The sequence below is a fragment of the Thioclava sp. JE_KL1 genome (genome assembly GCF_009296265.1).
Classification (GTDB): Bacteria; Pseudomonadota; Alphaproteobacteria; order Rhodobacterales; family Rhodobacteraceae; genus Thioclava.
Map to the genome: position 1 here is coordinate 20,131 of NZ_WBJS01000017.1, position 14,865 is coordinate 34,995.

Sequence of the window (14,865 nt, forward strand, 5' to 3'; positions counted from 1 at the left end):
TTTCCCCGGGCCGGGCGCTGGCGGACTACCGGTGCAGCGAAAGAGGACGGCAAACGCACGGTCCTCCGCTGTGTCAAATTCGTCCTTTAGTAACCTGATTTCGCAAGGTTTTTCAAAAATTCTCGGGCCTCAACACGGCCCGTCAATAGCCACATTGCCGCAGCGCGGCACACGGCGACTTGAGGCTGAATTCGTGTTTCGAAACCGGTTTCGGCTTTACGAAATCGGTTTCGTTAACCTAGTCTCTCGCCATGGAGGAGATTCGCGACACAAATAAGAAACCGTCCGAACCGGTGCCGCGCCGGGTGCGGATTTCTGATCTTGCGCAGGCGCTGGGCCTGACCAAGAGCACCGTGTCGCGGGCGCTCAACAATTATTCCGACATTTCTCCCGAGACCCGCGAGCGCGTGGCGCGCGTCGCCGCCGAGATGGGCTATGCGCCGATGCCTTATGCGCAGGCCGTGCGCACGGGGCGGGTGCGGGCGCTGGGGCTGGTGCTCGAACTGGACGCGCCGGACCGCTACGGGCCGTTCCTCACGGATTTCCTGGGCGGGATCACGCAGGAGGCCTCGCTGGAAGGCTGGACGCTGACGATCGCCTCGTCGAATTCGCGCGAGGAGATGGAGGACACGGTCACGCGGCTCTTGCAGGAGCACAAGGTCGACGGCTTCATCCTGCCGCGGACGCAGGTCGTGGACCCGCGGGTGAAGTTCCTGCAGGCAAAACACGTGCCCTTCGTGCTGTTCGGCCGCACCGGCCACGGCCAGCCCGATCCGGGTCTGTCGTGGTACGACGTGGATGGCGAGGGCGCGATGCGTGCCGCGGTCGCGCGGCTGGCGGGCTTCGGTCATCGCCGCATCGCCTTTGCCGGGTCGCATGCGAGCTACAATTTCGCGCTGCTGCGCCGCGACGGCTACCGCGAGGGGCTGGAAGAGGCCGGTCTGCCCTTCGATCCCGCGCTTGAGGTGATGGAAATCTCCGACCGTTCGGAAGGTGCGCAGGCCGCGCGCGATCTGCTCGATCTGCCAAATCCCCCGACCGCGATCGTCTATTCCACCGACGCGACTGCGCTGGGGGCCTATGACGTGGCGCGCGAGCGGGGGCTGACGATCGGGCGCGACCTGTCGATCATCTCCTATGACGGTATTCCCGAGGGCCGGATGGTCGATCCGCCCCTCACGACATTCGCAGTCGACAGCCAGCACGCGGGCGCGCGTCTCGCGTCACTGCTGATCGCGCAGCTCCGCGGTGCGCCGCCCGGAGAGCTGACGGAATTGGTGGCGGCGCAACTGGAACCGGGAGGCTCCGACGGGCCACCCGTCGACCCATAAGAGAAACGCAATCTACCGGGAGGAAAGTAAATGAAGCTAATTCGAGGACATAAAACGGCGATGCTGATGGGCTCGACCGTGCTGGCGCTGATGGCGGGCGCCGTCGCGGTGCAGGCCGAGACGATCAAGTTCTGGACCACTGAGGAACAGCCCGAACGTCTGGCCAAGCAGCAGCAGATGGCCGACGACTTCAAGGCCAAGACCGGCATCACCGTCGACGTGATCCCGGTGACGGAAAGCGACCTGAACCAGCGCGCCACCGCGGCTTTCGCGGCGGGTGATCTGCCCGACGTGATCTACACGCCGCTGCAAAACGTGCTGCCCTGGACCGATGCGGGCATCGTCGACACGCTGGCGAGCACCGATGTGGTCGACAAGCTCGATCCGGCGACCTTCGCGCCCGGCGCGCTGAAGATGGTCGAGACCGATGGCGATTACGCCGCCGTGCCGGTCGATGGCTGGACCCAGATGATCCTTTATCGCAAGGACCTGTTCGACAAGGCGGGCCTCGCGCCGCCGACCGATTTCAAGTCGATCGAAGCCGCGCTCGACAAGCTCAACAATCCGCCGAGCATGTATGGTTTCGTCGCCGCGACCAAGGTCGACGAGAACTACATGAGCCAGATCCTCGAGCAGATCTTCCTCGCCAACGGCGTCTCGCCGGTGGGACCGGACGGCTTCAAGCCGCTCGATGAGAAGAAGACGGTCGAGGTGCTGAACTTCTACAAGAAGCTGGCCGACGCCTCCCCGCCCGGCGAGAACTACTGGAAGCAGTCGCGCGAGCTGTATTTCGCGGGCAAGGCGGCGATGATCATGTGGTCGCCCTTCATTCTCGACGAGCTGGCCGGTCTGCGTGACAGTGCCCCGCCGATGATCAACGACGATCCGACCTCGACCGAGCTGTCGAAGGATACCGGCGTCGTGACCAACCTTGCGGGCCCGTCGAACCCCGATGGTGCGAGCTGGGCGGACCTGCGTTACTTCACCATCACTGCGGATGCCGACACCGAAGCGGCCGAGCAATTCGTCGATTACTCGATGAATGACGGCTACGAGCAGACGCTGTCGATCGCGCCCGAGGGCAAGTTCCCGACCCGTCGCGGCACCGATGCGGATCCGGAGAAGTTCACCAACCTCTGGGCGACCCTGCCGGTGGGCGTGGATCGCAAGGCGCCGCTCAAGGATCTCTACGCGCCGGCCGTGGTCGACGAGATCACCAAGGGTCTCGACACCGCACAGCGCTGGGGTGTGAAGGACGGGCAGCTCGCGCTGGCCTCGAAGATGCTCAACAGCCAGGTCATCAACCGGGTTGTGCGCGACTTCATCGACGGCAACATCTCGGCCGAGGATGCGGTCGCGAAGATGAACGACGAGCTGGGCAAGATCAACTGATCCGACCTCTGGCCGGGGCAGGGCGGCTGCGCCTTGCCCCGGGACCAAAGCCCGCTCTGACTGCATGGATTGGAGACTGTCATGACTGACATATCGCCGCCCAAGGGGCGCGGCGCGCTTGCCCGTCGCGAGGCGCGCCTGGCCTGGGGCCTGCTGTTCCCGACCATCGCGATCGTGGCCCTTGTCGTGATCGTGCCGCTACTGGCGATCTTCTGGATCTCCTTCAAGCCGGTGACGCTGGGCGATCTGCGTCCCGCCGAGATCCGCACGCGGGTGGCGCTGCGCGAACGCGGCGATCAGGCGCTTCTGGAGCTGCGAGTCATCAACCCCTCGCGCGAGCAGGAGATGACCAAGGCGGCGCTGAACGTGACCCTGCCCGAGGGCGTTGCGCTGACCGGCGATCTGCCGCAGGGCTGCGCGATGGACGGGCAGGACCTGTCTTGCGATTTCGGCACGCTCGAGGCCGGCGCGAACGAACGTTTCCGCGTCGATGCGCAGGTGAACGGGGACACCCGCGAGGCAGAGCGCGCGATGCGCGACGCCGAGGTCACGGCGACGGGTCATGTCTCGAACGTCCTGACGAATTCCACCTTCACGCTAGACAACTTCCGCCAGCTCTTCTCGGGCAGCGAGTTCTGGAGCGTTCTGGGCATCACGCTGTTCTACACGGTCTTCGGCACGCTGGGCGCGCTGGTGGTGGGGCTGTTCGCGGCGCTGCTCCTGAACAAGAGCTTCCGCGGGCAGGGCATCCTGCGCGGGCTTTACCTCTTTCCCTATGTGGCTCCGGTGATCGCGGTGGCGTTCACATGGATCACGCTGTTCGATCCCTATTCGGGCTCCGCCAACGCGCTTCTGGTGCAGATGGGCGTGAGCGAAGGCGCGATCAACTTCTTTGGGGCCAAGCCGCTCGCACTCATCATGGTGACAGTGTTCGAGATCTGGCGCTATTTCCCGCTCTCGTTCCTCTTCATCCTCGCGCGGATGCAGAGCATCGACACGGATATGTACGAGGCGGCGGATATGGACGGGGCCTCGCCGTTCCAGAAATTCTGGTATCTCTCGATGCCGCAGCTGCTGGGGATCCTCTCGGTCCTGTTCCTGCTGCGCTTCATCTGGACCTTCAACAAGTTCGACGACATCTTCCTGCTCACCGGCGGTAATGCCGGCACGCGGGTCCTGACGGTCAATGTCTACGAACAGGCTTTCGCGGTGTCGAATATCGGTGCGGGTGCTGCGGTCGCCGTGGTGATCTTCGCCTGCCTTCTGGTCTTCTCGGGGCTGTTCTTCCGCACCATGAGCCGGGAGGAAGGGCTATGAAAATCCTGCATAAAGGCTACCTTACCGGGCCGATCATCGGGGCGCTCTGGGCGCTGGTCATGTCGGTCACGCTGGGCGTCGCGATCTCCTTTGCCACTGGCGCTGCGGCCAAGCCCGCTCTGATCGGGTCGCTGATCCTCGGGCTTGCGACCGGGTTTGCCCGCGTGCGCATCGCCAATCGCTGGGCCGCGGATGCGGTGGCGGTGATCGTGGCGCTGGCGCTGATGGCGGTGGGCCTCGGCGCGCTGCAATTCGACGACAGCTTCAACTTTGTCTGGCGCGTCGCACTCAGCGTGGTGCTGGCGGGAGCGGTCTCGATCCCGCTCAACTCGATCCTGCGCGAGCTACGGTTCGGTGCGCTCACGCGCCACCAGTTCGAGGATGCGGTGATCCGCTTCCTCACCGGCTTCGGCTACATCTTCTTCACCGCGATCGTGGTCATCCCGTTCTACGTGATGGTCATGACCTCGATGAAGTCGCAGCAGCAGCTGATGCTCAACCCGCTCGATTTCTCGATAGACCTGAGCCGGGGCTGGCACCTGTTCGACAGCTATTACGAGTTGATGACCCAGTTCCATTTCGGCCGCTACCTCTGGACGAGTTTCTATGTCTCGGTGCTGACCGTTCTGCTGACGCTGCTGTTCTCGGTGCCCGGCGCCTATGCGGTGGCGCGGCTGCGCTTCCGCGGTCAGAAAGTGTTCTCGCGCGGCATCCTGCTGATCTACATGGTGCCGATGATCGTGCTCGCGCTGCCGATCTACATCGCCTACTCGATGGTCGGTCTGCGCAACTCGATCCTCGGGATCGTCATGATCTACCCGGTCACGACCATTCCCGTCGCGCTTTACATGCTGCAGGGCTATTTCCGCGGCCTCCCCGTCGAGGTCGAGGAAGCGGGCCTGATGGACGGGCTGTCGCGGCTCAAGGTGATCTGGAAGATCACGCTGCCGCTGGCGCTGCCCGCGATGGCCTCGGTCGGGCTCTATGTCTTCATGATCGCATGGAACGAGTTCCTGCTCGCCTTCATGCTGCTCGACGATCCCAGCAAATTCACCCTCACGCGGGGCATCGCCTCGCTCAACTCCTCCGAGATCCCGCGCCAGCACCTGATGGCGGGCGCCGTCATCGCGACGGTGCCGATCATGGCGCTGTTCCTCGGGCTCGAACGTTTCATGACCCGCGGCCTGACGGCCGGCGCGGTGAAAGGATAAGACATGATGACCGAAACTCTGGCTGCCGCAGACGACTTCTCAGACCGGGACGCCGCGGCGCGCGACATCCTCACCCAGAACGACCGGGGCGGCTATACGGTGCCGACCGACGGCCTCTATCCCTACCAGTGGAACTGGGACAGCGCTTTCGCGAGCCTTGGTTTTGCCGAGTTCGACCTGAACCGGGCCTGGCAGGAGATCGAGACGCTGTTCTCGGGGCAGTGGGACAACGGGATGGTCCCGCATATCATCTTCCACAAGCCCGATCCGGGCTACTTCCCCGGCCCCGACGTCTGGGGTTGCAACGGGCCGATCGCGTCCTCGGGCATCACCCAGCCGCCGGTCGCACTCAGCTTCGCGACGCGGCTTCTGGCGGCCGATCCGGAAGCAGGCGCGGCCCGTTTCGCAGCGCTCTATCCGAAGATGCGCAAATGGGCGGAGTGGTTCCTGAAATGGCGCCGCGACGAGAAGGGCGCGATCTTCGTGATCCATCCGTGGGAGTCGGGCCGTGACAACGCGCCGGACTGGGATGACGCGATGAGCGGGATCGACCCGCAGGACGTGGGCTATTACGAGCGCCGCGACACCCAGCATGTCGACGCCTCGATGCGCCCGACGAAATACGATTACGACCGCTATATCTGGCTGGTGCAGCGCGCCAAGGCGCTGGATTGGGATGATGCGAAAGTCGCCGAGGGCAACCCGTTCAAAGTGGCCGACCCGACGATGCATTTCATCTTGATGCGCGGCCTGCGCGACTTGCTGGCGGCTGGTGAGGCACAAGATCTCGACACCGGCGACATGGCCACGCAGCTGGCCGAGCTGGAAGCCGGAGCAGAGGCGCTGTGGAACCCCGGCATGGGCTATTACGACAGCTACAACTGCAACAACGGCATCTGGTCGAACGCGCTCAGCAACGCCTCCTTCCTGTGCTGGTTCGGCGGGCTCGACGCGCCGCATATGGAGCAGCATCTGGCCCGCGTGCTCGATGCGGCCCCCTATGGCGTGCCGTCGCTCGCGCCCTTCGATCCGCGGTTCGACGCCAAGCGCTACTGGCGCGGCCCGACCTGGGGGATGATGAACATGATGATCGGCGAGGGCGCCTCCGAACGCGGCGTGGCGCTTGGCGAAGAGGTCCGCAAGCGCACCCGCGAAGTGATCGGGCGCTACGGCTTCGTCGAGTATTTCGACCCGATGACGGGCGCGGCCGCGGGCGGCAAGGCATTTACCTGGACGGCGGCCGTCTGGCTCGCCTGGGCCGGCAAGGAGGGGTGAAATGGGTTCGATCACGCTAAACGGTGTCGAGAAGTGGTTCGGCGACGTCCAGGTCATCAAGGGCATCGACCTCGAGATCAAGGATGGCGAATTCGTCGTCTTCGTGGGGCCCTCGGGCTGCGGCAAGTCCACGCTTCTGCGGATGATCGGCGGGCTTGAGGATACCTCGCGCGGGGCGATCGAGATCGACGGCGCGAATGTGACCGATCAGCCGCCCTCCAAGCGCGGCCTCGCGATGGTGTTCCAGTCCTACGCGCTCTACCCGCATATGTCGGTGGCCGAGAATATGGGCTTCTCGCTCAAGATGGCGGGGGCACCCCAGGAAGACTGGCGCGCCAAGGTCGACGAGGCGGCCGATATCCTGAAGCTGCAGAGCTTCCTCGACCGGCGACCCAAGGACCTGTCGGGCGGCCAGCGTCAGCGCGTGGCGATCGGGCGGTCGATCGTGCGCGACCCGACGGCGTTCCTCTTCGATGAGCCGCTGTCGAACCTCGATGCGGCGCTGCGGGTGGAGATGCGGCTGGAGATCGCGCGGCTGCACCGCAATCTCCAGCGCACGATGATCTACGTCACCCATGATCAGGTCGAGGCGATGACGCTCGCCGATCGGATCGTGGTGCTGGAATACGGCAAGATCGCGCAGGTCGGCACGCCGCGCGAGCTCTACGAGAAACCCGCGAACCTGTTCGTGGCGCAATTCATCGGCAGCCCGAAGATGAACGTGATGCCCTGCGCGGTCTCGGGCGGCAGCTACAGCCTCGAAGGCGGGCGCGGCGGGGAATGTCCTGCGCCGCAAGCCACGCAGCTTGGCATCCGGCCCGAGCACATCTCGCTGGTGGCCGAAGGCGAGGGGCAATGCGACGGGCGCGTCGATGTGGTGGAATTCCTCGGCGCCGACACGTTCATCCTGTTCGATTGCGGCCGCTTGGGCGCCGTGAACGTGCGTATCGCGGGCGATACCGATCTGCGTCCGGGCGATGTCTCGGGGCTGAGCTTCGAGCCGGATCGCACGGTATTCTTCGACGCAGACGGCATGGCGGTCTGATCCCGAGCGCCCGGGCGAGCGGCCCGGGCAACGCGGAAAATTGCGCGGGCAGGGGGCGAGACGACGTCGTCTCGTGCAGGCGCGTCAGTGCGTCAATTCACGCAACAGAGGCGCGCCCGCCGACTTGGCGCGCACATGCTCAAAAATTGTCGGTCCGGCATCCTCCGGGTGCCGGATCTCTTTGCCGTTCTGTCGCCCCTCAAGTGTCTCCTTTTACAAAATTTCCTTCAGTTATCATTGGGTTCCCTGTCTCTTTTCTCAAATTAATGTGACCGGCGGACGATTGCTGATCGGGAGCACCGGCGCTACCGTTCGCGGCAATCGTCGAACGGGCGCATTCGCGTGCACTGCGCAACCTGAAGATCGACGATGGGCCGAGACGCTCCCCCGGGTGGAAGCACGCCCGCGCGGGGAGGTCGGACGGTCTCATCACGCGCAAGGCGAATGCGATCCGAAAACGATCGTGAACAATCCAACGGATGAGAGGAAAACATATGCGGAAGACGACACTTCTCGCGGTCGCCGGTGCGACCGCTATGGTCACCGGCTTTGCAGCCCAGACCGGAACCGCCCGTGCCGCCGAGCAATGCGGTGACATCTCGATCGCCCAGATGAACTGGGCCGCTGCCGAGGTCACCACCAACATCGCGAAGTTCATGCTGGATCAGGGCTACGGCTGTAACACCAGCCTGGTCAAATCCGACACGATTCCCGCGATCACCTCGATCGCCGAAAACGGTCGCCCTGACGTCGTCACCAACCTGTGGCTGAATTCGGCAGGCGACGCCTACAAGAAGCTCGAGAGCGAAGGCAAGATCAAGCGCGTCGCCAAGACGCTCCAGCCGGGTGGCGTCGAAGGTTGGTGGATCCCCACCTACCTCGCCAAAGAGCACCCCGAGTTGAAGACCATCGAGGGCGTTATGGCGCATCCCGACTGGGTCGGCGGCACGTTCAACAACTGCCCCGACGGCTGGGGCTGCCGCGTCGTGAGCGACAATCTGATCAAGGCGCTCGACCTCAAGAGCTCGGGCATCGAGGTGTTCAACCACGGCTCCGGCCAGACGCTCGCCTCGTCGATCGGCTCGGCCTTTGCCGACAAGAAGCCGTGGTTCGGCTACTACTGGGGCCCGACCGTGGTCATGGGCAACTACGACATGACCCGCGTGAAGCTTGGCGATTACGACAAGGCCAAGTTCGACAATCTCCAGAACAAGGACGCGTCGAACCCGCAGGTTTCCGACTTCCCGGCAGCGCCGGTGCTGACCTCGGTGACGAGCGACTTCGCGAAGACCCACCCGGCCGAGACCGAGTTCTTCTCGAAGATGAGCTTCAAGACCGACACCATGTCGAAGCTGCTCGCCTGGCAGGACGAGAACAAAGCCTCGGGTGAAGAGACGGCTGTCTACTTCATCAAGAACTACCAGGACACCTGGAAGAACTGGCTCGATGCCGATGCCCAGAAGAAGCTTTCGAAGCTGATCGGCGGATGATCGTGACGCGCGCCTGACGCGCAACACATGGACGGGGCCGGGGCAGGCCCCGTCCTTTTTCGATCAATCACGCAACAATATGGGACGGGTCTCGCTGAGCGACCCGGAAAACCAATGGCAGCTTACGAGAATTTCTTCAACGCGGTGGGGCTGAAGGACTGGTGTTCGGCCGGCGGCGACGGTGGCGGCGGCATGACGTCGATGGCCGACCTGATCGCGCAGACCGACGGCACCACGACGCAGGGCCCCAGCCTCTGGAACTGGCCCTTCCCCTCGCTCGATGCACTGAACAAGGCCTGCGGGGCGATCCCGCCCTCGCGCGATGTGACGCAAGGCCTCGAGGACGGGTTCCTCGCGATCCGTGGCGGGCTGCGCGCCGTCGTGGACCCGCTGACCCAGCCGCTGAGCTGGGCCCTGCGCGACATGCTCTGGATCATGACCAACACGCCGTGGTGGCTGATGGTGCCGATCCTGATGCTGATCACCTGGCTGGTGACGCGCTCCTGGAGACTGGTGGTCTTCGTGCTGGTCTCGATCGCCTTCCTCGCCTTCATCAATCACTATGAGGCGGCCATGCAGACGCTGGCGATCATCTTCGTCTGTGCCTTCATATGCGTGCTATTCGGGGTGCCGATAGGCATTGCGATGTCTCGGAGCGACCGGCTCCAGCGCACCGTGATCCCGATCCTCGACATGCTGCAGACGCTGCCGCCCTTCGTCTATCTGATCCCGCTGATCTTCCTGTTCTCGGTCACCGAACCGAAGCTCTACGGTATCGCGATCATCCTCTATGCGATCGTGCCCGTGGTGCGCCTGACCGATCTGGGTATCCGTCTGGTCGATCCCGACGTGATCGAGGCGGCCGACGCCTTCGGCATGACCAAGCGCCAGAAGCTATTCGGGGTGCAGATCCCGCTCGCGCTGCCCAACATCATGGCCGGCGTGAACCAGACGATCATGATGAGCCTCGCCATGGTGGTGATCGCTTCGCTCGTCTCGGCCCCGGGTCTGGGCGTACTCGTGCTGCGCGGCATCCGGTCGCTCGAACTGGGCACGGGTCTCGTAGCTGGCTTCGGGATCGTGATCATCGCGATCCTGCTCGACCGCGTGACGAAAGCCTCGCTCGCCCGGATCGACACCAGCAAGAGCCGGAAGTGAGGAGACAGACATGACGAAAGAAATCAAAGTCTCGATCCGACACCTCTACAAGATCTTCGGGTCGGATCCGCAAGCGGCGCTCGAAGACGTCAAGGCGGGCATGGGCAAGCCGGAGCTGCTCGAGAAGCGCAACCACGTGCTCGGCCTCAATGACATCAACGTGGACATGAAAGAGGGTGAGATCACCGTCATCATGGGGCTTTCGGGCTCGGGTAAATCCACGCTGATCCGGCACCTCAACCGGCTTATCGAACCCACCGCTGGCGAAGTGATCGTCAATGGCGAGAACATCCTCGACTATAACGAGGCGCAGCTGCGCAAGCTGCGGCGCGAGCGGATGTCGATGGTGTTCCAGAAATTCGCCCTTCTGCCGCACCGCACGGTGGCGGAGAACACGGCGATGGCGCTGGCCACCCGCGGCTTCCCGGCCTCCGACTATGTCGCGGAGGCCGAGAAGTGGCTCGACCGCGTCGGGCTCGGCGGCTATGGCGATCACCACCCGCACCAGCTCTCGGGCGGGATGCAGCAGCGTGTGGGCATCGCCCGGGCGCTGGCGTCGAACTCGGACATCATGCTGATGGACGAAGCCTTCTCGGCGCTCGATCCGCTGATCCGGACCGACATGCAGGACCTGCTGCTCGAGCTTCAGGCCGAGCTGCACAAGACCATCATTTTCATCACCCACGATCTGGACGAAGCGCTCAAGCTCGCCGATCACCTGGTGATCCTGAATGACGGTCGGGTGGTTCAGCAGGGCGAGCCGCAGGAGATCCTGCTCAACCCGGCGGATCCCTACATCGAGGACTTCGTGGCCGACATCAACCGCGCCCGCGTGCTGCGCGTGCGCTCGGTGATGGAGCGCGGCGCGCCGGAAGGCGAGATGTCGGGCGATATCGACGGCAACGACAACCTCGAGAGCGTCATCGCCAAGGCCGAAGGCGCGCTCGACCGCCGCTACCGCGTGATGATGAGGGGCGAACCGGTGGGCAGCCTCACCATGCCCTCGATCATGCGCGCGCTGGTGCCCGCACAGTCCTCGGGCGAAACCGCCAAGCGGTAAGAAGAAAGGGACCCGCCCCTGTATTGGGGCGGGTCCGACCCGCCGCGCGACGGGCGCAGGCTTTTCCCAAATATAAGCTTGAGTTGCCGTGGAAGCGGGGCGCGCGCCGGTCCGTGGGATGGCGCATAATGACCTGCGAGCGGTAGCGCTTCATGGTCGCCAAACCCCTCTCCCGAATGAACGTCTTGCGCGGTTGGCCAATGCGCCAGCCCGCCGGGACGGGCCGGCGCGCGCCCTGCGGCTTCGCCGCGTACCGGGCGCCGCACCCCGGGCGAGCCCTTAGCTGCGCACCACGTAGACAGAGCACTCCGCATGGGTCACGACATGGGACGCCGTGGTGCCCAGAAGGTAATCCTGCACCTTCGGGTTGGCCGCTTCCATCACGATCAGGTCCACCTTGCGCTCATCCGCCAGCTTGACGATCTGGCGATGCACCGCGCCCTTGCGCACGACCATCTCGACCTCGGTCACCCCGCTGGCGGGATTGTCGTTGAGGAATTTGCGCAGCTGCTGGCCCCAGTAGGTATCCGAGTTGTAGATATTGAGGTTACGCTCGATCTCGGGTGCGATCGTCGCCACGATCAGCTTCGCACGGCGCCGCCGCGCCATCTCGACGGCTTCCATATAGGCATGATGCTCGACCTGAGCGTGGCGCAGGTTGATCGGGCAGAGGATGAGCTTTGTCTGGCGTGCCATGATGGCCTCCGGGGGAAATTCGAGGCGGAGAATGAACCGCGTGGCGGCCGGGCGCAAACCCGGATTGAAGGTGCCCCGCGCCTACGACGATTTTTCGCCCTCCTATCGAGCACATACGTCGCTCCAATGCCCCGATGCGACATCGATGATCGCGTATTCCCGCAGCGCATAGCACGGCTCGGTCCCGGATCGCTCGGGGGCAGGTCGGTTGCGCATACCCGCACGCCGTCCACCGCATCCCGCGCCGGATGATCTCGGTCATCTGATCGACGCGAAGGTCGTCGAGCATGTGGCCCATCGAGCAATAGAAGATGCGCCGGGCTCATCGTTCAATACGGTGTGGCAGAGGATGATGTGGGGTGTTCACGCGTGGCGAAGGGCTTTTGCTCTGTTCCGATAACCGATTGGCAGGAACAGATTAGATTTTCCGCACTGGGTGATGGCGGAGACGAAGTCCGCCAGTCTCTCGATGTGTAGGGACTTTCTCAATTCGCCTTGCATCGCAAAAGATAACGAATTTACAGTTATATAAGACGATTTTTACAATCGAGGGTGATGCGACGTGTTGTACCCGGAAGCATTCAGATGCATTGATAAAGGCGGGTAAGTAGGAGGGTGGAATGCCGCGCGTGGCCAAGGAACTATCTGCGCTCGAAGTTAAGCGCCTGAAGCATCCGGGCAAGGGTAGGAACGTGACGTTTGCGGTTGGTGGCGTGTCCGGTCTCCTTCTGCAGATAACGCCGAACGGGGGGAGGACTTGGCTGCTTCGGGTGCAAGTGGGGGAGAAGCGCCGAGAGATTGGATTGGGCGGCTTCCCTGAAGTGCCGCTTGCAGTTGCTCGCCAGCGCGCCCGCGAGATGAGGGATCAAATCTGGCGCGGTGTTGACCCAGTTGAGGAGAGGAAAGTCGCTAGAGCTGGGATTGTCGCTGCCCAGCGCCGAAGCATGAGCTTTGCGGACGCTGTGGACCATTACTTAGCCGCTAAGCTGGACGCGTTCAAAAATGAGAAACACCAACAGCAGTGGCGAAGTACGCTTAACACATACGCCGTGCCGGAACTTGGAAAGATTTTGGTCCAGGATATCGCAGTGCAGGATGTGCTGCGGGTGCTTGAGCCAATTTGGCAGACAAAGACAGAGACGGCGTCGCGTCTTCGAGGCCGGATAGAGGCCGTGCTCTCTTGGGCGACAGTCGCAGGGCATCGAACGGGTGACAATCCGGCGCGCTGGGCTGGCAATCTTAAGGAGCTTTTGCCAGCTCCGATAAAGGTGGCAAAGAGCGCAAACCATCCGGCCTTGCAGATCAACGAAGCGGCCCGCTGGCTAGCAGCGCTGCGTAAGCGGGACGGTATGGGAAATCGCGCCCTAGAATTTGCAGCTCTAACTGCGGCTCGCTCGCAAGAGGTGCGTGGCGCTCGCTGGGAGGAAATCGACCAGAAGGCCGCCATGTGGATCATCCCTGCCGGGCGAATGAAAATGAACCGTGAACACCGGGTGCCTTTGTCTGGAGAAGCCCTAGCTCTGTTAGAGACTCTGCCGCGGTTCGATGAAAACTGTCTGTTGTTCTCAGCGCCACGTGGCGGCGAGTTGTCTGATATGACACTTAGCGCGGCCATGAAGCGATTGCACGAAGCCGACCTTGCCGGGGGCGGGCCGGGCTTTGTAGACCGCGCGAGTAAACGACCAGCGGTGCCGCATGGTTTACGCAGCACGTTCCGAGACTGGGTGGCTGAGAACACCCATTTCCCCGGTGACATGGCTGAGGTGGCGCTAGCTCACAAGGTCGCCAATGCCGTTGAAGCCTCCTACCGTCGCGGCGACATGGTCGAAAAGCGCCGAGCGATGATGAACGCTTGGGCCGATTTCCTGACTGGGACGGTGTCGGCTGGAAAGCTTTTGAATTTCAACGTGAAGAGGTAGTGTAATGGAACAGAGGGTTGCGCCAATTCTTGAGCCACACGGAGCGTTACGCTCCGATGCCCCTCTTGTGCTTCAGGGACACATGTTGTTTCCAGGCGATCCGATTGCTGCCAAACGCTATCCCGAGGATATCGAGAGGGAAATGGCGATTGTATCTCAGGTTCTTGGAGACGACGACGCCTACCCGCACTCTTCAATAATCGATGACGACCTGCCGATGTCAGTGATGGCTAAGCACCTTCTCAAGAAGACGAACGAGCAGTCAGTGAAGGGGTGGGGTGTTGGGCAAGTCGCGCTGCGCTTTGTCCAGCTTACGGATCGCTGGGAAGCCCCTAGCTTGAACAAAGCGATTTCTCTTACCTCGATGCAATGGCGCGAAGAGAGCGGCGCGGGCAAGAAATTCGTTAGAAAACAAGTGGCCAATGGGGCCGATTCGGAGAAAGCCGAGGAGGCCGCGGATGAGTACTTCCAGGATCGTCTTCGGCGTTTGTGGCGGGAGTTCTGGCCGGTAGCCCATTTTTGGGCATCAAATTGTTTCCTGGATGATGGAGAGCGTGTCAGCCTCGGAATTGGAGGCTCAGAGTTTGTTGGTTTTCTTAGATTCGCGAGTTTCTTCGAGCGGAGGCTATCGCTGATTGCGGACAGCGGGCCCGCTCAGATGAAACTCCGTGCCGGTGATCTGCTGTCTGTCCCCTCGAAATTTCCAGAGCCAATTCCTGAGTTGATGTCTGATCCGCTGCGCCCCAAAGACATTGAGCACCTCCGCTCTTATAAGGCTCTGTATAGGTAGCTAAATTAAGCGTTGTCCGCTCGTCTGGAGCTTGCCTGGCTCTGTTGCACAAATCCCGTGAAGGGATTCATGTTGTGAATCCAGCGTGGTAGCTGGCTGTCATGAGCAGACCGACGCCCCCGACCTACAAGACCAGGAACTGGCCATCCTACAATGAAGCGCTCAAGCGCCGTGGCTCACT

General features: G+C 62.8%; 12 protein-coding genes. 11 read left to right on the top strand and 1 reads right to left on the bottom strand.

The window, feature by feature from the left end; translation table 11 throughout:
• Positions 1 to 305 precede the first annotated feature (305 nt).
• From F8R15_RS19170 to F8R15_RS19210, 9 genes are all read left to right on the top strand, one after another.
• Positions 306 to 1,331, top strand: a complete 1,026-nt coding sequence (locus F8R15_RS19170) for a LacI family DNA-binding transcriptional regulator (protein ID WP_172976270.1) — start codon at positions 306 to 308, stop codon at positions 1,329 to 1,331.
• A gap of 30 nt (positions 1,332 to 1,361) precedes the next feature.
• On the top strand, positions 1,362 to 2,723 hold the full coding sequence (locus F8R15_RS19175) for an ABC transporter substrate-binding protein (RefSeq protein ID WP_152845670.1): 1,362 nt from the start codon (positions 1,362 to 1,364) through the stop codon (positions 2,721 to 2,723).
• A gap of 81 nt (positions 2,724 to 2,804) precedes the next feature.
• Entirely contained in the window at positions 2,805 to 4,040 is a 1,236-nt protein-coding gene (locus F8R15_RS19180; RefSeq protein ID WP_152845671.1) for a carbohydrate ABC transporter permease, read from the top strand.
• Positions 4,037 to 5,251 carry a carbohydrate ABC transporter permease gene (locus tag F8R15_RS19185; RefSeq protein ID WP_078605738.1) on the top strand — a complete coding sequence of 405 codons (1,215 nt, stop codon included), beginning with the start codon at positions 4,037 to 4,039 and terminating at the stop codon, positions 5,249 to 5,251. Before F8R15_RS19180 ends, F8R15_RS19185 begins: the two co-directional genes overlap by 4 nt.
• Positions 5,252 to 5,254: 3 nt before the next feature.
• Complete coding sequence (locus F8R15_RS19190; protein ID WP_306461413.1) at positions 5,255 to 6,526, top strand: hypothetical protein; 1,272 nt, start codon at positions 5,255 to 5,257, stop codon at positions 6,524 to 6,526.
• Between the two features lies 1 nt (position 6,527).
• Positions 6,528 to 7,571, top strand: coding sequence for an ABC transporter ATP-binding protein (locus tag F8R15_RS19195; RefSeq protein ID WP_152845673.1), 1,044 nt, complete (start codon positions 6,528 to 6,530; stop codon positions 7,569 to 7,571).
• A 494-nt stretch (positions 7,572 to 8,065) separates the two neighbouring features.
• The gene (locus F8R15_RS19200; RefSeq protein ID WP_078540494.1) at positions 8,066 to 9,061 is read left to right on the top strand and encodes an ABC transporter substrate-binding protein; all 996 of its coding nucleotides are present in this window, start codon (positions 8,066 to 8,068) and stop codon (positions 9,059 to 9,061) included.
• A 114-nt stretch (positions 9,062 to 9,175) separates the two neighbouring features.
• Positions 9,176 to 10,219: a proline/glycine betaine ABC transporter permease gene (locus F8R15_RS19205; protein WP_078540496.1), complete on the top strand. Its 1,044-nt coding sequence runs from the start codon at positions 9,176 to 9,178 to the stop codon at positions 10,217 to 10,219.
• Positions 10,220 to 10,229: 10 nt separating this feature from the next.
• Complete coding sequence (locus F8R15_RS19210) at positions 10,230 to 11,279, top strand: glycine betaine/L-proline ABC transporter ATP-binding protein (protein ID WP_078520991.1); 1,050 nt, start codon at positions 10,230 to 10,232, stop codon at positions 11,277 to 11,279.
• A 279-nt stretch (positions 11,280 to 11,558) separates the two neighbouring features.
• Here the strand turns inward: F8R15_RS19210 and F8R15_RS19215 are convergent, their stop codons facing one another.
• Positions 11,559 to 11,975: a universal stress protein gene (locus tag F8R15_RS19215; protein WP_078520990.1), complete on the bottom strand. Its 417-nt coding sequence runs from the start codon at positions 11,973 to 11,975 to the stop codon at positions 11,559 to 11,561.
• Between the two features lie 620 nt (positions 11,976 to 12,595).
• Here F8R15_RS19215 and F8R15_RS19225 point away from each other — a divergent pair.
• Together F8R15_RS19225 and F8R15_RS19230 are read left to right on the top strand one after the other, a co-directional pair.
• Entirely contained in the window at positions 12,596 to 13,894 is a 1,299-nt protein-coding gene (locus F8R15_RS19225) for an integrase arm-type DNA-binding domain-containing protein (protein ID WP_152845674.1), read from the top strand.
• 4 nt (positions 13,895 to 13,898) lie between these two features.
• The gene (locus F8R15_RS19230; protein WP_152845675.1) at positions 13,899 to 14,684 is read left to right on the top strand and encodes a hypothetical protein; all 786 of its coding nucleotides are present in this window, start codon (positions 13,899 to 13,901) and stop codon (positions 14,682 to 14,684) included.
• The last annotated feature ends 181 nt before the right edge of the window (positions 14,685 to 14,865 follow it).

Excerpts from the sequence above, each read along its gene's own strand:
- F8R15_RS19175 (WP_152845670.1), top strand. The coding sequence starts at position 1,362 with ATGAAGCTAATTCGAGGACATAAAACGGCGATGCTGATGGGCTCGACC.
- F8R15_RS19180 (WP_152845671.1), top strand. The coding sequence starts at position 2,805 with ATGACTGACATATCGCCGCCCAAGGGGCGCGGCGCGCTTGCCCGTCGC.
- F8R15_RS19185 (WP_078605738.1), top strand. The coding sequence starts at position 4,037 with ATGAAAATCCTGCATAAAGGCTACCTTACCGGGCCGATCATCGGGGCG.
- F8R15_RS19200 (WP_078540494.1), top strand. The coding sequence starts at position 8,066 with ATGCGGAAGACGACACTTCTCGCGGTCGCCGGTGCGACCGCTATGGTC.
- F8R15_RS19230 (WP_152845675.1), top strand. The coding sequence starts at position 13,899 with ATGGAACAGAGGGTTGCGCCAATTCTTGAGCCACACGGAGCGTTACGC.
- F8R15_RS19205 (WP_078540496.1), top strand. The coding sequence starts at position 9,176 with ATGGCAGCTTACGAGAATTTCTTCAACGCGGTGGGGCTGAAGGACTGG.
- F8R15_RS19190 (WP_306461413.1), top strand. The coding sequence starts at position 5,255 with ATGATGACCGAAACTCTGGCTGCCGCAGACGACTTCTCAGACCGGGAC.
- F8R15_RS19225 (WP_152845674.1), top strand. The coding sequence starts at position 12,596 with ATGCCGCGCGTGGCCAAGGAACTATCTGCGCTCGAAGTTAAGCGCCTG.
- F8R15_RS19195 (WP_152845673.1), top strand. The coding sequence starts at position 6,528 with ATGGGTTCGATCACGCTAAACGGTGTCGAGAAGTGGTTCGGCGACGTC.
- F8R15_RS19215 (WP_078520990.1), bottom strand. The coding sequence starts at position 11,975 with ATGGCACGCCAGACAAAGCTCATCCTCTGCCCGATCAACCTGCGCCAC.
- F8R15_RS19210 (WP_078520991.1), top strand. The coding sequence starts at position 10,230 with ATGACGAAAGAAATCAAAGTCTCGATCCGACACCTCTACAAGATCTTC.